The sequence below is a fragment of the Kribbella sp. NPDC056345 genome (assembly GCF_042262745.1).
GTDB lineage: Bacteria > Actinomycetota > Actinomycetes > Propionibacteriales > Kribbellaceae > Kribbella.
The window spans coordinates 283,878-299,548 of the sequence record NZ_JBHJQQ010000007.1 but is presented as its reverse complement, the minus strand read 5'-3'; the positions used below and the strand labels follow the sequence as shown (position 1 = coordinate 299,548).

The 15,671-nt window shown below is 68.3% G+C and carries 20 protein-coding genes and 1 pseudogene; 10 read left to right on the top strand and 11 right to left on the bottom strand.

The window, feature by feature from the left end; genetic code table 11:
• Positions 1 to 25 precede the first annotated feature (25 nt).
• Positions 26 to 526, top strand: a complete 501-nt coding sequence (locus ACFCV3_RS25685) for a GNAT family N-acetyltransferase (RefSeq protein WP_376033877.1) — start codon at positions 26 to 28, stop codon at positions 524 to 526.
• On the top strand, positions 523 to 1,371 hold the full coding sequence (locus ACFCV3_RS25680; protein WP_376033875.1) for a hypothetical protein: 849 nt from the start codon (positions 523 to 525) through the stop codon (positions 1,369 to 1,371). Before ACFCV3_RS25685 ends, ACFCV3_RS25680 begins: the two co-directional genes overlap by 4 nt.
• On the opposite strand, the gene ACFCV3_RS25675 is transcribed toward ACFCV3_RS25680, so the two are convergent.
• Together ACFCV3_RS25675 and ACFCV3_RS25670 are read right to left on the bottom strand one after the other, a co-directional pair.
• Positions 1,368 to 1,940, bottom strand: coding sequence for a TetR/AcrR family transcriptional regulator (locus ACFCV3_RS25675; protein WP_376033873.1), 573 nt, complete (start codon positions 1,938 to 1,940; stop codon positions 1,368 to 1,370). The genes ACFCV3_RS25680 and ACFCV3_RS25675 overlap by 4 nt on opposite strands.
• A gap of 49 nt (positions 1,941 to 1,989) precedes the next feature.
• Positions 1,990 to 2,877: a LysR family transcriptional regulator ArgP gene (locus ACFCV3_RS25670; protein WP_376033871.1), complete on the bottom strand. Its 888-nt coding sequence runs from the start codon at positions 2,875 to 2,877 to the stop codon at positions 1,990 to 1,992.
• A gap of 72 nt (positions 2,878 to 2,949) precedes the next feature.
• On the opposite strand from ACFCV3_RS25670, the gene ACFCV3_RS25665 reads away from it, so the two are divergent.
• From ACFCV3_RS25665 to ACFCV3_RS25655, 3 genes are read left to right on the top strand one after another with little or no spacing between them, the layout of a single operon-like run.
• Entirely contained in the window at positions 2,950 to 3,546 is a 597-nt protein-coding gene (locus ACFCV3_RS25665) for a LysE/ArgO family amino acid transporter (RefSeq protein ID WP_376033869.1), read from the top strand.
• Positions 3,547 to 3,566: 20 nt separating this feature from the next.
• Complete coding sequence (locus tag ACFCV3_RS25660; RefSeq protein WP_376033867.1) at positions 3,567 to 3,938, top strand: hypothetical protein; 372 nt, start codon at positions 3,567 to 3,569, stop codon at positions 3,936 to 3,938.
• 9 nt (positions 3,939 to 3,947) lie between these two features.
• Positions 3,948 to 4,748 (top strand): MBL fold metallo-hydrolase, encoded by an 801-nt coding sequence (locus ACFCV3_RS25655; RefSeq protein WP_376033865.1) that lies wholly within the window; start codon positions 3,948 to 3,950, stop codon positions 4,746 to 4,748.
• Here ACFCV3_RS25655 and ACFCV3_RS25650 read toward each other — a convergent pair.
• Positions 4,745 to 5,158, bottom strand: coding sequence for an ester cyclase (locus ACFCV3_RS25650; protein ID WP_376033863.1), 414 nt, complete (start codon positions 5,156 to 5,158; stop codon positions 4,745 to 4,747). The two genes, ACFCV3_RS25655 and ACFCV3_RS25650, sit on opposite strands and share 4 nt — an antisense overlap.
• Positions 5,159 to 5,262: 104 nt before the next feature.
• Here ACFCV3_RS25650 and ACFCV3_RS25645 point away from each other — a divergent pair, with 104 nt between their 5' ends.
• The gene (locus tag ACFCV3_RS25645; RefSeq protein WP_376033862.1) at positions 5,263 to 5,634 is read left to right on the top strand and encodes a MarR family winged helix-turn-helix transcriptional regulator; all 372 of its coding nucleotides are present in this window, start codon (positions 5,263 to 5,265) and stop codon (positions 5,632 to 5,634) included.
• Here the strand turns inward: ACFCV3_RS25645 and ACFCV3_RS25640 are convergent.
• A complete protein-coding gene (locus ACFCV3_RS25640) occupies positions 5,625 to 6,536 on the bottom strand; it encodes an SDR family oxidoreductase (RefSeq protein ID WP_376033860.1) in 912 nt (303 codons plus the stop codon). The two genes, ACFCV3_RS25645 and ACFCV3_RS25640, sit on opposite strands and share 10 nt — an antisense overlap.
• 46 nt (positions 6,537 to 6,582) lie before the next feature.
• Between ACFCV3_RS25640 and ACFCV3_RS25635 the strand changes: the two genes are divergently transcribed.
• A complete protein-coding gene (locus tag ACFCV3_RS25635; RefSeq protein ID WP_376033858.1) occupies positions 6,583 to 7,356 on the top strand; it encodes a TetR/AcrR family transcriptional regulator in 774 nt (257 codons plus the stop codon).
• A 17-nt stretch (positions 7,357 to 7,373) separates the two neighbouring features.
• Here the strand turns inward: ACFCV3_RS25635 and ACFCV3_RS25630 are convergent.
• Positions 7,374 to 8,387 (bottom strand): annotated as a pseudogene (locus tag ACFCV3_RS25630) (MFS transporter); the annotation flags it as partial.
• A 293-nt stretch (positions 8,388 to 8,680) separates the two neighbouring features.
• Between ACFCV3_RS25630 and ACFCV3_RS25625 the strand changes: the two are divergent.
• Positions 8,681 to 9,568 (top strand): hypothetical protein, encoded by an 888-nt coding sequence (locus ACFCV3_RS25625; protein WP_376033856.1) that lies wholly within the window; start codon positions 8,681 to 8,683, stop codon positions 9,566 to 9,568.
• Here ACFCV3_RS25625 and ACFCV3_RS25620 read toward each other — a convergent pair.
• From ACFCV3_RS25620 to ACFCV3_RS25605, 4 genes are all read right to left on the bottom strand, one after another.
• On the bottom strand, positions 9,537 to 9,938 hold the full coding sequence (locus tag ACFCV3_RS25620; RefSeq protein ID WP_376033854.1) for a GNAT family N-acetyltransferase: 402 nt from the start codon (positions 9,936 to 9,938) through the stop codon (positions 9,537 to 9,539). The two genes, ACFCV3_RS25625 and ACFCV3_RS25620, sit on opposite strands and share 32 nt — an antisense overlap.
• The gene (locus ACFCV3_RS25615; protein ID WP_376033852.1) at positions 9,935 to 10,693 is read right to left on the bottom strand and encodes a phosphotransferase family protein; all 759 of its coding nucleotides are present in this window, start codon (positions 10,691 to 10,693) and stop codon (positions 9,935 to 9,937) included. Before ACFCV3_RS25615 ends, ACFCV3_RS25620 begins: the two co-directional genes overlap by 4 nt.
• Positions 10,694 to 10,771: 78 nt before the next feature.
• On the bottom strand, positions 10,772 to 11,755 hold the full coding sequence (locus ACFCV3_RS25610; RefSeq protein ID WP_376033850.1) for a pyridoxal-phosphate dependent enzyme: 984 nt from the start codon (positions 11,753 to 11,755) through the stop codon (positions 10,772 to 10,774).
• Positions 11,756 to 12,103 (bottom strand): helix-turn-helix domain-containing protein, encoded by a 348-nt coding sequence (locus ACFCV3_RS25605; RefSeq protein WP_376033848.1) that lies wholly within the window; start codon positions 12,101 to 12,103, stop codon positions 11,756 to 11,758.
• Between the two features lie 126 nt (positions 12,104 to 12,229).
• On the opposite strand from ACFCV3_RS25605, the gene ACFCV3_RS25600 reads away from it, so the two are divergent.
• Positions 12,230 to 12,802 (top strand): ClpP family protease, encoded by a 573-nt coding sequence (locus ACFCV3_RS25600; protein ID WP_376033846.1) that lies wholly within the window; start codon positions 12,230 to 12,232, stop codon positions 12,800 to 12,802.
• On the opposite strand, the gene ACFCV3_RS25595 is transcribed toward ACFCV3_RS25600, so the two are convergent.
• Entirely contained in the window at positions 12,774 to 13,940 is a 1,167-nt protein-coding gene (locus ACFCV3_RS25595; RefSeq protein ID WP_376033844.1) for a trans-sulfuration enzyme family protein, read from the bottom strand. The genes ACFCV3_RS25600 and ACFCV3_RS25595 overlap by 29 nt on opposite strands.
• Positions 13,941 to 14,084: 144 nt before the next feature.
• Between ACFCV3_RS25595 and ACFCV3_RS25590 the strand changes: the two genes are divergently transcribed.
• Positions 14,085 to 14,600 carry an Lrp/AsnC family transcriptional regulator gene (locus ACFCV3_RS25590; protein WP_376033842.1) on the top strand — a complete coding sequence of 172 codons (516 nt, stop codon included), beginning with the start codon at positions 14,085 to 14,087 and terminating at the stop codon, positions 14,598 to 14,600.
• A gap of 6 nt (positions 14,601 to 14,606) precedes the next feature.
• Here the strand turns inward: ACFCV3_RS25590 and ACFCV3_RS25585 are convergent, their stop codons facing one another.
• Entirely contained in the window at positions 14,607 to 15,611 is a 1,005-nt protein-coding gene (locus tag ACFCV3_RS25585) for an LLM class flavin-dependent oxidoreductase (protein WP_376033840.1), read from the bottom strand.
• Between the last annotated feature and the right edge of the window lie 60 nt (positions 15,612 to 15,671).

The window sequence follows — 15,671 nt, the reverse complement described above, 5'->3', positions numbered from 1 at the left end:
CTGTGAAGGTGATGCTTTTCGCATCATGACAGTGCAGATCAGGGTCGCGACCGACGCCGACTGGCCGGCCATCTGGCCGTTCTTCCACGACATCGTTGCCGCACGGGAGACGTACGTCTACGATCCCGAGCTCACGTACGAGCAGGCAGAGGCGATGTGGATGACGCCCGCCACCCGCAGCCGCACCACGGTCGCGGTTGATGCGGACGGCACCGTCCTCGGTAGCGCGAACATGTACCCGAACCGTCCCGGTCCCGGCTCGCACGTCTCCAGCGCCAGCTTCATGGTCAGCCCGGCGGCTCGCGGTCGCGGGGTCGGGCGGCTGCTCTGCGAGGACATGATCGAGTGGTCCGGCCGCGAGGGTTTCCGGTCGATCCAGTTCAACGCGGTCGTGGAGACGAACGAGCCGGCCGTCCACCTGTGGCAGGCGCTCGGGTTCCGGATCGCCGGGACCGTGCCGGAGGCATTCGAACACCCCAAACTCGGGTACGTCGGGCTGCATGTGATGTACCGTCCGCTGGTGTGACGGACAACCGCGCACGCCAGATGTGGAAGACGCTCGAGCCCTTCCACGCGATCAGTTACTTCGCCCCTGAGACCAGGCAGGCGACCGATGCCCTGGGTCTCAAGGGCGGCTGGATGAGCTACTTCGGCTGCCGCGCCGCGCCGCTCGGTACGGCATCGGCCGAGCTGGTGGCCGCGGTCTTCTACAACTTCCACCCGGCGATGGTTGCGCGGTCCGTGCCAGACGCGTGGGAGCGTGCCACCCCGGGCCAGTTGCTGGAAGCACGGCTCGCTGCGGTCGATAGCGCCGTACGACGGTTGTTCGATCCCTTGCCGTCGTTCGAACGCGTGGCTGAGGTCGCGCGGCGCGCGGCCGAGGCCGCACCGCTGGCGGGGCGCCCGCTCGGGGCGGCCAACGCAGCGCTCGACTGGCCGGATGAGCCGCACCTCGTGCTGTGGCAGGCGACCACGATTCTGCGTGAGTCGCGTGGTGACGGGCACGTGGCTGCGCTCGTCGCGGCTGGACTCAGCCCGTGTCAGGCGTTGGTGACGGCCGCAGCGGTGGGCGGGCCCACGAAGGAGACCTTCGATGTCGCCCGGCGCTGGAGCTCGGAGGAGTGGACGGCTGCCGAGGACGACCTCCGTTCGCGGGGACTACTCGACGCGGCCGGCGCGCTGACCGACGCCGGCCAGGCACTCCGCCAGCAGGTGGAGGACACCACCGACGCATTGGCGGAGACCGGTTGGCGTGCGCTTGGCGACGACCTGACGACCGAACTGCACGACCTGGTGCACCCGTTGAGCGCCGTACTGATGTCTAGTGCACTGGTCCCGCCGGACAACCCGATGGGTTTGCGCTGGAGCTAGCTTTCGATCCGCTCGGCGACTGCGCGAATCGATGCGACCAGATCCTCGGGGCTGGGGGCCTTGGCCGGATCGAACAGGTAGAGCACGACGACGCCGAGCAGGAGCGCCTGGAAGAACGAGCCGATCCGGTTGACCTCGGCGGGGTCCGCGTCGGCATCGACGCCGCCGAAGAGGTGCGCCAGCCCTTCGCGCGCCTCGCCCTGCAGCTTCGAGAGGTCCGCCAGTAGACCTGGCTGCCCCACGCTGAGCACCTCGAACTGGGTGGTCCACAGCGCCTTCACGTTCGGCTCGGAGAGGCTGCCGATCGCCTGCTGCCAGGTCGCGACGAAGCGCTCGTAGCCGCTGGTCGGGCCTGCCGGTGCGAGCGCGCGCCCGACATCGGCCCCCCACTCGTCGAGCGCCTGACGCATCGCTTCGTTGAGCAGGGCTTCCTTGGAACCGAAGTGGTAGCCGATCGCCGCCAGGCTGACCCCGGCTGCGGACGCGATATCGCGCGCGGTCGTCCGGCCGTACCCCTTCTGGACCAGACACCTCTTCGCGCCGTCGATCAGCGACTCCCGGTTGCCCATGGCCCGCAGCGTAACACCGCGTCTGATACGCCCGTCTGGCACGAATGTCTTAGGATCTCCGAAGGCTTGTGGCGGCTGCGCGCAGCACCGCCGCGGTGAGGGCCGCGAGCACCTCGGACTCCAGCTTCCAGTGCTGCCAGTACAGCGGTACGTCGAGATACTTGCCGGGGGCAATGGTCACCAACTGGCCGGCCGCGATCGCGGGGTCGGCGACCTGATCCTCGATCATCCCCCAGCCGAGCCCGATCGACACCGCCTGGTGGAAGGCTCCGGCCGCCGGTACGGCGTGCACCGGCGGATCGAGGCGCCGCCGGGTCAGCTTGCGAATCAGCCGATGCTGCAGAACGTCCTTCTCGTTGAACACGATCAGCGGTGCCTCGCCGAGTGCATCGGCCAGCGGTTTGCCGGCCAGCCAGCGGTCGGCGTACTCGGGGGTCGCGACGGGTAGGTAGCGCATCTTGCCCAGCGGTACGACGCGGCAACCCTGCACCGGCCGCGGATCACCTGTGACGGCGGCCAGAACAGTCCCGTTGCGAAGGAACTCCGCGGAGTACTCCTCGTCTTCGCGGTGGATCACGAACCGCGCCGGGAACTGCTCGGACAGATCGAGCATCGCGTCCAGGAACCAGTGGTTGAGCGAGTCCGCATTGACCGCGATCGGCAACCGAAGCGCGTCAACAGTCCCTTGTACGGCGGCGATCGCCTCGTACTCGAGTAGGGCGACCTGCCGCGCCAACCGCAGCACCGCCTCACCGGCCGCCGTCGGCCGGGCCGGCTTCCCGCGCATCACCACCACCTGGCCGAGGCGGCTCTCCAACGCTTTGATCCGTTGACTGATCGCCGACGGCGTGACTTGGAGCCGTTGCGCCGCGGCGTCGAAACTTCCTTCGTCGACGACCGCCGCGAAGGTCTCCAACTGCGCGGAGTCGATCAGCATAATGAAGCGATTCTAATGGCACGTGAGAATCTTTAGCTGGTTTACTCCGGCAGTTCTTCCTACCGTCGAAGCATGTCCCTCCTCGCCGGTTTCGCCACGACCCTCGCCATGATCGTCGCCATCGGCGCTCAGAACGCCTTCGTCCTGCGCCAGGGGCTGCGCCGCGAACACGTGCTGCCGGTAGTCCTCGTCTGCGCGCTGTCGGACGCCGTACTGATCTCTGCCGGTATCGCCGGCCTCGGCGTCCTGATCTCGACCAGTCCCCTGGCACTCTCGATCGCCAAGTACGGCGGCGCCACCTTCCTGCTCGCCTACGCCGCCTTCGCCGCCCGCCGCGCCTTCCGCCCCACGACCTTGGCGGCCACCGACCACACCCCCGCCGCAGTACGCACCGTCGTCCTCACCTGTCTCGCCTTCACCTGGCTCAACCCGCACGTCTACCTCGACACCGTCGTCCTGCTCGGCAGCCTCGCCAACCAGCACGGCCCCGACGCGCGCTGGCTCTACGGCCTGGGCTCCGTCACCGCCAGCTTCACCTGGTTCTTCGCCCTCGGCTTCCTCTCCCGCCGCCTGGCCCCCGTCTTCGCCCGCCCCCGTGCCTGGCAGGTCCTCGACACCACCATCGCCCTCCTGATGACCACCCTCGCCACCGTCATGCTGGTGAGCTGATCGCCGACTACGGTCGAAAGGTGACTACTACTCCCAAGGTCCTCGTCATCGGTCTCGATCCCCACCGCATCCCCGGCCCCTTCGACCCGGCTCCGGTAGACGCCGCCATCGAGGCCGCCACCGCGAGCTTCCGCGACCGCGGCATCGAAGCGCACGACTGCCTCGTCGGTCTCGACGGCGCCGATGACGTCCCCACCGTCGTCACCACCCTGCAGTCCCACCCCTGGGACTGCGTCCTCATCGGCGCCGGCATCCGCAGGAACGAAGAGCTCCTCCCCCTCTTCGAACAACTCCTCAACCTCGTCCACCAACACGCACCTACCGCAAAACTGGCCCTCAACCAAGGCCTCAACGACATCGCCGAAGCCACCTTCCGCCACCTGCCCTCCTGAGGCTCAGTCGTGGACGTGACTGTGTTGTGTGATGCGGTGGCGGTGTTTCCGGAGGGGGTGTCGGAGGCGATGCCCGGGTGGGGTGCTGAGCATGCCGAGTGGACGGCTCGGGTTGCGCCGGGAAATGTCGGTGGGGGTGGGTGGTGGCTGCATTTTCACAGCTACTTGGTGACTGGGGATGCGGGCGTGGTGCTGGTGGATGCGGGGGTTGGGCCGGCTGGAGGTGAGGCGGCTGAGTGGTTGGGGGTGGCCGGGCGGTTGCCGGGGTTGCTGGAGTTGGCGGGGGTTGGGGTTGACGAGGTGGATGCGGTGGTGTTGACGCATGTGCACCTGGATCACGTGGGGTGGAGTGCGGAGGGAGCTCGGCCGCGGTTCGTGAACGCGGAGTACGTCGTACAGGCGGATGAGTTGGCGCATGTGCGGGGCGGCGCGACGTACGAGCGGATGATCAGGCCGATCGAGGAGGCCGGGCAGTTGCGGGTGGTGGACGGGGACGTCGGGTTCCGGGGGATGCGGTTGCTGCCGACACCGGGGCATACGCCTGGGCATCAGTCGGTCGTGACCGAGCGGGCGTTGCTGGGTGGGGATGTGCTGGTGCATCCTGCGCAGGCTCGATGGCCGGAGCTGACCTATGTGTACGAGCGTGATCCGGCGCGGGCCGTCACCTCCCGGCGCGAGGTCCTCGCGCTCGCGGCGACGACCGGGATCCCGATCGCGGCCGCTCATCCACATCCGGCACTGGACGCCGAGGCGCGGGCGTTGACCACTCCGACGACAGGTGAAGCCGTCTGCCCGCCGTACCGGCTCTAGGTGGTGAGCTGTCGCATCAGGTCCATCGTGTCGGGCGCGACCCACTCCTCGGCGACCTTGCCGTCCTTGATGCGGTAGAGCTCGAGGCTGCGGAAGGTGACCTTGCGCTGGGTCGGAGGGATGTCCACGAACGGGCCTTGATGGGTGCCGTCGAAGTGGAGCCTGACGACGACCTTGTCCTCGTGGCCGAAGATCTCGTCGATGGTGACCTTGAGGTCCGGGAAGGCCGACAGCATGTACTGCGTGCCTTGTTTCCAGGGGTCCCGGCCGATGGTGGGCTCGGGGCGGCCGGGCTGGTTGGCGACGAAGTCCTCGGTGAGGTGCTCGGCGGCCTGATCGATGTCGCCGTCGGTCAGCAGCTGGTACAGCCCGCGCAGCAGGTCGACGTTGGCGGCGGCGGTCGTTGTCATCGGCATCATCCGTTCGCTAGTATTTAGTGAACATGGTACACAATGATCCTGATACATCAGTTGGCCGGGAAGCGTTGAACCGGTTGTTCACAGTGTCGATCCTGATGACCGAAGACATGACGCGTGGGTTGACCGAGCGTGGACTGACCCGCGCCCGGGCAACGGCACTGTGGCAGATCGTGCAGCACGGGCCGATGACCCAGCGGGAGCTGGCCGACCTGCTGCTCGTGACGCCGCGCAACGTCACCACTCTGGTCGACGCGCTGGAGCGGACCGGGTTCGTGACCCGGACCGCCCACGACGAGGATCGGCGCGCTGTCCTGGTGCGGCCGACCCGGAAGGGGACGGCGGCGGCACACCGGATGGACACGGAGACCGCGCGCCTGGCCGACGACCTGTTCGGCGACCTCCCGGCCAAGGATGTGGCGACCGTCAACCGCGTCCTGGCGCAGTTGGAGGAGCGGATTCAGCGGTAGCCGGTGGTGTCGGCGGGCTTGCCGGGGTCCTGGACCTCGACGATGTAGCGCCAGGCATCGGGCTGCGAACCGTCGAGGTCGGTGAAGTTGTAGATGTTCGCGAGCTCACCACTCGAAGTGGACTTCCCGTTCCAGCGACGTACGTCGGGATCCGCGGCGAGCGCGGCGACGGCGCGACCGACGTACGACGGGCTCTCGGAGATGGCGAAGTGCGGGATGCGTTCGGTCGCGTCCCGCCAGGTCTCCTCGGTGACGCCGAATCCTTCGAGCATGGCCTCGGATCGCAGCCAGCCCGGGCTGAGCAATACGGCGGTCGCCTCGTACTTGTCGAGCTCGTGCGCGAGTGCGAACGCCATCCGGCTGACCGCACCCTTCGCGACGTCGTAGAAGAACGAGACGCGGTAGTTGTCCGCGTTGTACTCGTTGGTGCCGTCGGTCATCTCGACCACCAGACCGCCGGGTGACTTGATCAGCAGCGGCAGCGCGAAGTGGCTGGTGATCACATGCGTGTCGACGCCGAGCCGGAACAGCCGCAGCCCGTCCTCGAGGTCACTCTCCCAGACGGTCTTGTCCCACTCGGGTTCGCTGAACTGACCCCAGATGTCGTTCACCAGGATGTGCAGCGCGCCCTGCTCACGCTCGATCCGGTCGACCAGGTCCTTCACCTGCGCGGGATCGAGGTGGTCCACCGGTACGGCGATGCCGTGGCCGCCGGCCTGGTTGACCAGCGCGGCAGTGTCCTCGATCGTCTCGGGGCGATTCATCTCCGAGCGGCTGGTGCGCGTGGTCCGGCCAGTGACGTACACGGTCGCGCCGGCCGCGCCGAGCTGGACCGCGATCCCCCGCCCGGCCGCGCGACTGCCTCCGGTCACCAATGCGACTTTCCCCGCCAACGGCTTCATCGTCCGATCCTTTCCATACGCTGTATGGTTATGTACCATACGACGTATGGTTAATGCTGGCAAGCGCTCCGGTGGGCGGCCCCGGGCAGGCGAGGAGCGGCTCAGCCGGGAGGCGATCCTGGCCGCGGCGCTGCGGATCGTCGACGACGAGGGCATCGACGCACTGACCATGCGACGGCTCGCCGCGACGCTCGGAGTGAATCCGATGTCGCTCTACCACCACCTGCCGAACAAGGCCGCCGTACTGGCCGGGTTGGCGGAGCTGGTGTTCGCCGACCTGGAGTTTCCGGATCCCGGTGACGCCGTTGGGTGGCAGGAGCAGTTGAAGGACGCGGCGCGGGCGTATCGGAACGCACTGCGGGCACACCCGAATCTCGCGCTGCAGATCCTGTCCGACACGTCGGCGGTGTCGGCGGTTGTGGTAGCGACGGTCGAGCCGTTCTACCGCGCACTCGACCGAGGCGGGTTGCCGGCGCGGCAGATCGTCGAGGCAGTGAACACGCTCGTCGACTTCATCCACGGGTTCCTGCTCGGCGAGGTCGCCGTCCGGGCCGAGACGTTCGACCTCGGGCCTGACCTGCTCAGTCGCGTGGCCGAGCTACCTGCGGGGAAGGCGCCGACGCTCGTCCGCGTCGTGTCGGAGCTGGGTGCGGACGGGCTCGCCTACGACTTCGACAGCGGGTTCGAGTCGGCGTTGTCGATCTTCACCGCGGGCATTGCGGCCGGTACGACGAACGCGGTCAGCAGCACGGGGATCGTGAGCGCGGCGACCAGCGTGGACATCGTGAACCAGACCGATCCGAGCGCGAACCCGGCGTAGACCGCGATCGCGAAGATCCCACTGAACAGTCCCGCCACCGAGGTCACGGTCGCCCGGGCCGGTCCGGTGATCGCGTCCTGCAGCCGCGCGTCGGCAACCACGATCACCAGCTGCATCACGCCGTACCCGAGGGCGATCGGGAGGAATCCCCAGGCTTCTCGACTTAGCGCACCGATCGCGATCAGGACCGCGGTGATGCCGAGCGCTCCGGAGAAGGTTGCTACTGGCAACTTGTATGCCGGGCCGGCGAGTGCACCGCCGATTGCCTGGGCCGCGACTGTGCCGGCGATCAGGAGCGGGACGAGCGGGGTTGGTGTGCCGATCTCCCTGGCCAGCAACGGGAAGTACTCGTCGAACGAGAGGAAGCCGGCGACCAGCGCGGCGAGCACGACAGCCCGCCGTACGGTCTTGGCGGTGAGTACTTCGGCGAGGCCGGACCGCAGCATGGCGAAGTAGTTGGCGAACGCGCCGCGCGAGGTGCCGTCTTCGGACTCCACGGTTGCGCGGGGAGCCTCGGGCAGGGTGTAGGCGACTATCGCCTGGGCAAGGTTGCTCGTGATGCTGACCGCCGCGGCCAGTGCGTAGCCGCCGAGCGCGAAGAGCGGGGACGCGAGGGCGGTGGCAGCGAGGTTGAGGATGAAGGAGGCGGAGCGGGCTCGGCCCAGGAGGGTTGCGTACCGGGTGGTGAGCGAGCGGGCCGCCAGTTCGTCGTACACGAAGGCTTCGTAGGTGCCGGAGATGAGGGCGGACGAGATCCCCCAGAGGACGAACCCGAGGGCGAAACCGGCGTACGTGGGCAGGACGATCCAGGCCGCGTAACCGGCGGCGCCGATCAGGGCACCGAACACCAGGAGTTTGCGGCGGGAGTACGAGTCCGCCCAGGCACCGGACGGCACCTCGACGACGAAACCGGTCGCCGACCAGATCACGAACAGCGTGGAGATCTGCGCTGCCGACAGTCCGTGATCGGTGAACAGCAACTGGTACAGGGGATACAGCGGAATGAAGTCCTGCAGCGCCTGGTAGGCCACGATCCGGGTCGACAACCCGGTCGGTAGCCGATCGGCCCGGCGAGACCTAGGTCAAAGATGCGGACTAGGAAATCTCATGCTCCGAAGGTACCGCCCAACCTCCGACTCCGCATGTGGATTCGCGGACCACCCCCACTGATCAACTGGAGCGCGGTGCGGACCTGGAGGCCATCACAATTGCCGGCGCCCGTCCCTTCGCCCGCTCAGCACCTCCCGTCTGGCTCAGTTGTGATGGCCTGGGGGTTCGGGTAAATGCCGCGCGTCGGGTGCGGACCTTCCGGCAGAGTAGAACTGTGGCGGATGTTAGTGGGCGGTTCTGGGGGAAGTTGCCGGCTGGGAGTCGGGAGGCGTTGGTCGAAGGGCTGAGTGCTTCTGAGTTGCAGTCGGTGTTGCTGGATGTGAGTCGGGAACGGGCGGCGAAGGTGACGCCGGCGCGGTTGATGCAGCGGTGGCGGGAGGATCGGTTCGTGCGGCCGTCGACTGCCGATCCGCGGGCTTTGGTGCGGACGCAGCAGCGGCTGTGGGAGGCGTTGCCGGAGCGGTTCGCCGGGGTGGAGTTGTCGCCGGTGACGCCGCTGGGGACGTGTTCGGCGGTGGCGACGATCAACCAGCACCAGGTGCTGAGCACGATCCGCGGTACCGAGGTTGCCAGCGATCCGACCAACGAGCTGGCGATCGAGGCCGCCGTACGGCGTCGTGCCGGGCAGGCGCGGGTGGATCTGGCGGCGTGCCAGCGGGTGGTTCGGGCGCAGTCGGTCGACGGGCCGGGGATGTTCGCGCACTTCCAGTTGTTCGTGCTGGTGTCGAGTGCTCGCGACACGGGTTCGGGCCGGACCGAGGCCGAGCTGCTGATCGATCACCTGAACTTCTGGGCGGACGTCCTCGGCGAATCCGCCGACCTGACGTTCACCACGTTCACCCCGTCGGCGGTCACCGAACGGATCGAGGACACGGTCCGCCCGGCTGTTCGAGCGACTCTCCGCGAAGACAGCGAGCGCACCAAGAGCGCCACCTACTACACCGGCACGGCGCTCGGTGTCGGAACGCGGGATGCGGAGCTCGGCGACGGTGGGTTCACGAGCTGGACTGCTGATCTGCTCGGCGATGCGAAAGAGCGGTGCCTGACCTCGTGTATCTCGACTGAGCGGCTCACCGCAGTTTCAGCAGACCCGCCTCAGTAGGCCGGAACCCGCACGCCTCGAGGTAGAACGCGGCCAGGTGCGGCTCGAAGTCGACGTGCAACCACTCGCAGCCAGCTTCCAGAGCCTCCGTCGCGGCGGCCGCGACCAGCTGCTGCCCGATCCCGCGCCGCCCGAAGTCCGGGTGCACCGCCGTGTCGAGTACGAACGCATGCGCCCCGCCATCCCAACACACCTGCACGAACCCGACGAGCCGATCGTTGCTGAAGGCACCGACCCAGGTCAGGGCCCAGCGCTCCAACCGCTCTCCCCAGGGATCCACCGCCGGCTGGGCATCGAAGGCCGCCGCATGCAGCTCCGACAACACCCGATCATCAACCGGGAACCGCACCACCAACTCGATCTCGTTCACAGCATCGCCACCCCGGCCGCGAGCCGGGCATCGAACCCCGCGGCTTCTTCGGACCCTTCAGGCCAGTCGGCCATGCTCAGATATCCCTGCACCATGCTCGACGGCAGTGCGGTCAGCAGTCCTTCGCTCGGACCATATGCGGCCAGTGCCTCGGCCCACTGCTCAGGCGGCACCGAGGAAACCAGATGCCACGTCAGGTCGATCACTCCGGGTGCGGCGGACACGTCTTCCCAGTCCAGCAAAGCGATTTCGCCGTTCGGGGCGGTGCGCAGGTTCGGTGCCGACGCATCCCCGTGGACGAGGGTGAGCGGTCCGGCTTCGAGCAACCGCGCCTCAACCTGCAGGACCTTGCCGACCAGTCGCTCGCCGAATTCGCGCACCGGAGACGACAGATCCGCGCGAGCAGCCAGCTTCGGCCAGATGTCGTCGTACAGGCGGGCGACCAGTTCGTCCCCCGCGCCGATCGGGCGCAACCACGGCCAGCGCACGTGGGCGCGGTCGACCCAGCGATCATGCATGGAGCGCAGCAGCGCGGCCGCCGCTCCAGGCTCGGCTCCCTGCCGCCAGGCGGAGAGATCCTCAAGCTCCAGCAGCGAACCCTCGTCGTTCAGCTCGGCGCGGTAGCACTCCGGTACCCGAACGCCGATCTCCGGTGCGACCTCCCGATAGAACCGCACCTCAGACTCAGCCATCTGCAACGCAGCCGCAATTGACCCAGCCTCCGCAGGCAACCGCCGCTTGATGTAGTTCGCCATGCGCCCGACCCTAGGCACAGCGTCCGCAGACCGCCCCTGATTTAGAGCGCGGGATGGGCGCGGCGGGAGGGGGCTGGGTCAGGGGGTGGCGGCTTCTGTGTTGATCAGGATGACTGTGCTGTTTGCTGTCAGGGGTAGGCGGGGGCCGGCGGCTCTCAGGGCGGCGAGGGTGGCTGCACCGCTTGGGCCGGAGGAGATGCCTGCTGTGCCGAGGTCGGCTGATGCCTGGAGTGCTGCGTCGTCGTCGACGGTGATTGCGTGGTCCAGGCCGGCTGACAGCACTGGCCAGGCCAGGGTTGAGGGGGTGCCGCAGTTGAGGCCGGCCATGACTGTCTTTGAGGTTGGGATGCTCAGGAGCTCGCCGGCGAGGAGGCTGGTGGTTACGCAGGAGGCGGCTGATGGTTCGACGCCGAGGAGCATCGGTGCGGGTGCCTCGCTGCGGAAGTGGGTGACTGCCGCCTGGGCGACCGACCCGACTCCCATCGGTACGACGACCAGGTCGGGCTCGGCGGAGATCTCGCGGAACAGCGTCGAGTACCCGTCCACGATCAGCTGCGGCACCACCTCGTACCCAGGCCAGGCCGAGTCCTGGATCAACAGTCGTTCGTCCCCCGCGTACGCCGCCGCCTCGGCCACCGCATCGTCGTACGAACCCGGTACGACGCTCACCGTCGCACCCTCAGTCCGAATCGCGGCGATCGCCGCCTCGCTCACCACATCCGGTACGAACACAAACGCCGGCAGACCGAGCATCGCCGCCCGGCGCGCAACCGCGCGACCGTGATTCCCGTCGGTCGCGGTGACGAGTTCGGCCGTGCCAGGCTGCAGCGCACGGTGGATCGCCCACCACGCACCCAGTGCCTTGAACGCCGGCAGACCGAGCCGCTGCGACTCGTCCTTGACCAGCACCTGCCCGACGCCCAGCTCGGCGGCGAGCGCCGGAACGGACGTCAGCGGAGTTGGCCGGTACGCCGACAGGCTCTGGTGGAACGCGAGCACCTCGACCGGGGCAGGCGTCGTCCGCCACTCCCGGGCGGGAGGGTTCGAGTACCAGCTGACCAACTACGCGACCAGGGCGAAGGCGCCGTACTGGGCTGTCGGCGAGGAGCTGACCGGGCGCGGCGCGGACTGCGCCACGCGGATCGAGGTCGTCTGCAGCGAGATCGGGAGCGTGGCCCGGACCGCGGTGGCCAGGTCGAACTGCACCTCGTTCAGCAGGTCGGTCAGCTCGAGCTCGAGGGCGCGGCAGATCGCGGCCAGGATCTCCGAGGACGGCTCTTTGCGGCCGCGCTCGATCTCGGACAGGTAGGGCACGGACACCTGCGCCCGCTCGGCCAGCTCGCGCAGGGTGATCCCGCGCTCGCGCCGCAACCGGCGGAAGACGTTCCCGATCACCTCGCGTAACAACACGTGTGGCCCTCCTCGGCTCAGATGTCCTGTACCGAGTGTGCCATCCGCCGGGGCTTCGCGGTGGGCAGATCTGCCACGGGCAGATTCCTGGGCCTGATCAGGTGGTCGGCCCGCACTCTGGAAAGCATGAGCGAGCTACCGAACAACCTGGACAAGAACGTCTACGAACGCCTGATGTGGCAGCGCATCCTCGTCCTCGGCGACGAGCTGAAGGATGCGAACGCCAACGCCCTGTGCGCCCAGCTGTTGCTGCTGAACGCCGAAGACCCACGGGCGGACATCTCGCTCTACATCAACTCACCGGGCGGCTCGGTCTCGGCCGGCCTGGCGATCTACGACACGATGAACTTCATCAGCAACGACGTGGCGACGTACGGGATGGGTCTGGTCGCCTCGATGGGGCAGGTACTGCTGACCTGCGGTACGCCGGGTAAGCGGTTCGCGCTGCCGCATGCGCGGATCATGATGCATCAGCCGATCAGCGGCATGGGCGGTACGGCGAGTGACATCAAGGTGCAGGCCGAGCAGGCGATCAAGGCCCGTGAGGACCTGGCCCAGCTGATCGCCGAGCGGACCGGCCAGCCGCTGGAGCGGATCACCACGGACTTCGATCGCGACCGCTGGTTCACTCCGGAGGCTGCCCGGGAGTACGGGATCGTGGACCAGGTGCTTACGCGGCCGGTCGCCGTACCGGCTTGAGGGCTTGTTCGAGGTCGGCGGTGATGTCTTCGGGGTCCTCCAGGCCGAGGGAGAGCCGGAGGAGGGCGTCGGAGGGCTTGGCGGTCGCCTCGACCAGGCGGTGAGTCAGGGCTGCGGGGTGCTGGATGAGCGTGTCGACGCCGCCCAGTGAGACCGCGTGGGTGATGAGCTGCAGCCCGTTCGCCACGGCTGCGGCAGCCTCGTAGCCACCGGCCACGGTGAACGCCAGTACGGCGCCCGGTCCGGACATCTGCCGGCCGACCAGCTCCAGCGGGTCGGAGAGCCCGGGGTAGTAGACCCGCTCCACGGCCGGCTGTGCGGACAACCAGTCGGCCACCTTGGCAGCGGCGGCCTGCTGCGCCCGCACTCGCACCGGCAGCGTCTGCAGTCCCCTGTGCAGTTCGTACGCCGCCAACGGGTGCAGCAGGCCACCTGTTACTGCGCGGATCTGCCGAAGCCGGCCGACCCAGTCCCGGCCGGCCGCTACGACGCCGCCCATGACGTCACCGTGACCACCCAGGTACTTCGTTGCCGAGTGCAACACCAGGCTCGCCCCGTGCCGAGCCGGCTGCTGCAACACCGGAGTCGCGAAGGTGCTGTCCACCAGCACCGGTACGTCGCCCGCCTGCCGAACCGCCGCGGCGATGTCCACGAGCTCGACCGTGGGGTTGGCCGGGGTCTCGAGGATGACCAGGCCGGTGTCGGCGCGGACGGCCGCCGCGATCTCGGACGGCTGGACGAAGCTGACAGTTGTCCCCAGGAGCCCTGTGGATAACAGGTGGTCGCTGCCGCCGTAGATCGGTCGGACGGCGATCACGTGCGGGCGGCCGGCGGCGACCGTGGCGAGCAGGCAGGCGGTGAGCGCGGCCATGCCGGAGCCGAAGGCGACCGAGCCGTCGGTCTGCTCGAGCTCCGCGAGCGCGTCCTCGAACCGGGCCACGGTCGGGTTCCACAGGCGCTGGTAGACGAGGCTCCCGCCGTCCGGACCGGTGCCCTGCGCGAGTGCGTCGTACGACGCGCCGCCGGTCCCGACGTCGGGGAGCGGGTAGGTCGTGGACAGATCGATCGGCGGGACGTGTACCCCGAGGGCGGTCAGGTCGTCGCGGCCGGCGTGCACCGAGCGGGTGTCGAGCTGCATGACGCCTCCCAAAGTTATCCACAGGCACTGGTTGTTGATGAGGATGGAATCTTCTGCGGCTGAGGCGCAATAGTTCCGAAGAAAATTCGTCCACAGGGATGTCCACACGCTGTGGATTCTGTGAACACGCTCTACAGTGCTGGTATGCCGAAGGATCGCCGGAGCCCCGGACCGGCCCCTCGGGCAGTGCCGGGCGCAGGTCCGGGCGGCCTGGACGAGGTGGACCGCGAGCTGGTCCGGCTACTCACCATCGACGGACGGATGCCGAACAACGCCCTCGCCGAGGCGACCGGGATCGCGCCGTCGACATGTCTCACCCGCGTCCGCGCACTCCGCGAACGCGGTGTCATCCGCGGCTTCCACGCCGACGTGGATCTGGGCGCGCTGGGTCAACCGCTGCAGGCGCTGATCGCGATCCGGATCAGCACGCACTCGCGCGACGAGATCGACCGCTTCCGCGCCAAGGTCCCCGCACTACCCGGCGTACTGTCCCTCTTCCACGTCAGCGGCGCCAACGACTACCTGCTGCACGTCTCGGCAGCCTCCCCCGACGCCCTCCGCGAGTTCGTCCTGGACCACCTGACCGCCGACTCGGCCGTAGCCCACGCCGAAACCAGCCTCATCTTCGAACACGTCCGAGCCACCCCCACCCCGCTCTGACGGTGGTTAGCGGGGTTTGAGGCCCCAGGCTTCGGCGAGTAGCTGGAGGGCGTGCTGGCGTTCGGTGGGGTTGTGGATGTGGGTGGTGATGATGAGTTCGTCGGCGCCTGCTTTGTTGGCTCGGCGGGTGAGTTCGGCGGCTACCTGGTCGGGGGTGCCGACGATGGCGAGGCCGGCCCATTCCTCGACGGCGGCTCGCTCGCCTTCGCTCCACGGGTAGGCGGCGGCCTCTTCCGGTGACGGGAGGGGGCCGGGGCGGCCGGAGCGCAGGCGGAGGATCGAGAGCGAGTTGGCGTCGGCGAGCTGGTGGGCGCGTTCCTCGGTCTCGGCGACGATCGCCGACAGCGCGAGGATCGCGTACGGCTCGGTCTCGTGCTCGAACATCTTGAACTGCGTCTTGTACGTCGAGATCACACCTGCCGGATCGAGCGTGCCGAAGTGACCGGCGTACGCGAACCCGGTCCCGAGCGCAGCTGCCGCCTGGCCGCCGTACGTGCTGGAGCCGAGGATGTAGACCGGCGGCAACGGTACGTCGGACGGTTGCGCGGTGATCGGTTCGAAGGGGTGACCGGCCGGGAAACCCTCGGCGTACGCGCGCAGTTCGGCGTACTGCTCGGTGAAGTCGTCCGCCCCGAGCGTCTCGCGGCTCCGGCGGAGCGCAAGCGCCGTCCGCTGATCGGTGCCGGGTGCGCGACCGAGCCCGAGGTCGATGCGGTCCGGGTACAGCCCCGCCAGGACGCGGAACGTCTCGGCGACCTTCAGTGGCGAGTGGTTCGGCAGCATGATCCCGCCGGCGCCGACCCTGATCGTCGACGTGGCGGCGGCCACCGCCGCGATCATCACCTCGGGACTCGAACTCGCGACACTCGGGATGTTGTGATGCTCAGCCAGCCAGTACCGGTGGTACCCAGCGGCCTCGGCCACCCGCGCCAGCTCCAGCGTCTCGTGCAACGCCTGCGAAGGCTTGCTCCCCGAAGGCACCGGCGACAGGTCCAACACCGACAAAGGCATAGCTCCGCTAGTCACACCCATCGCCAACCAGCTCCACCCGCCACGTATTCCACCCCCGGC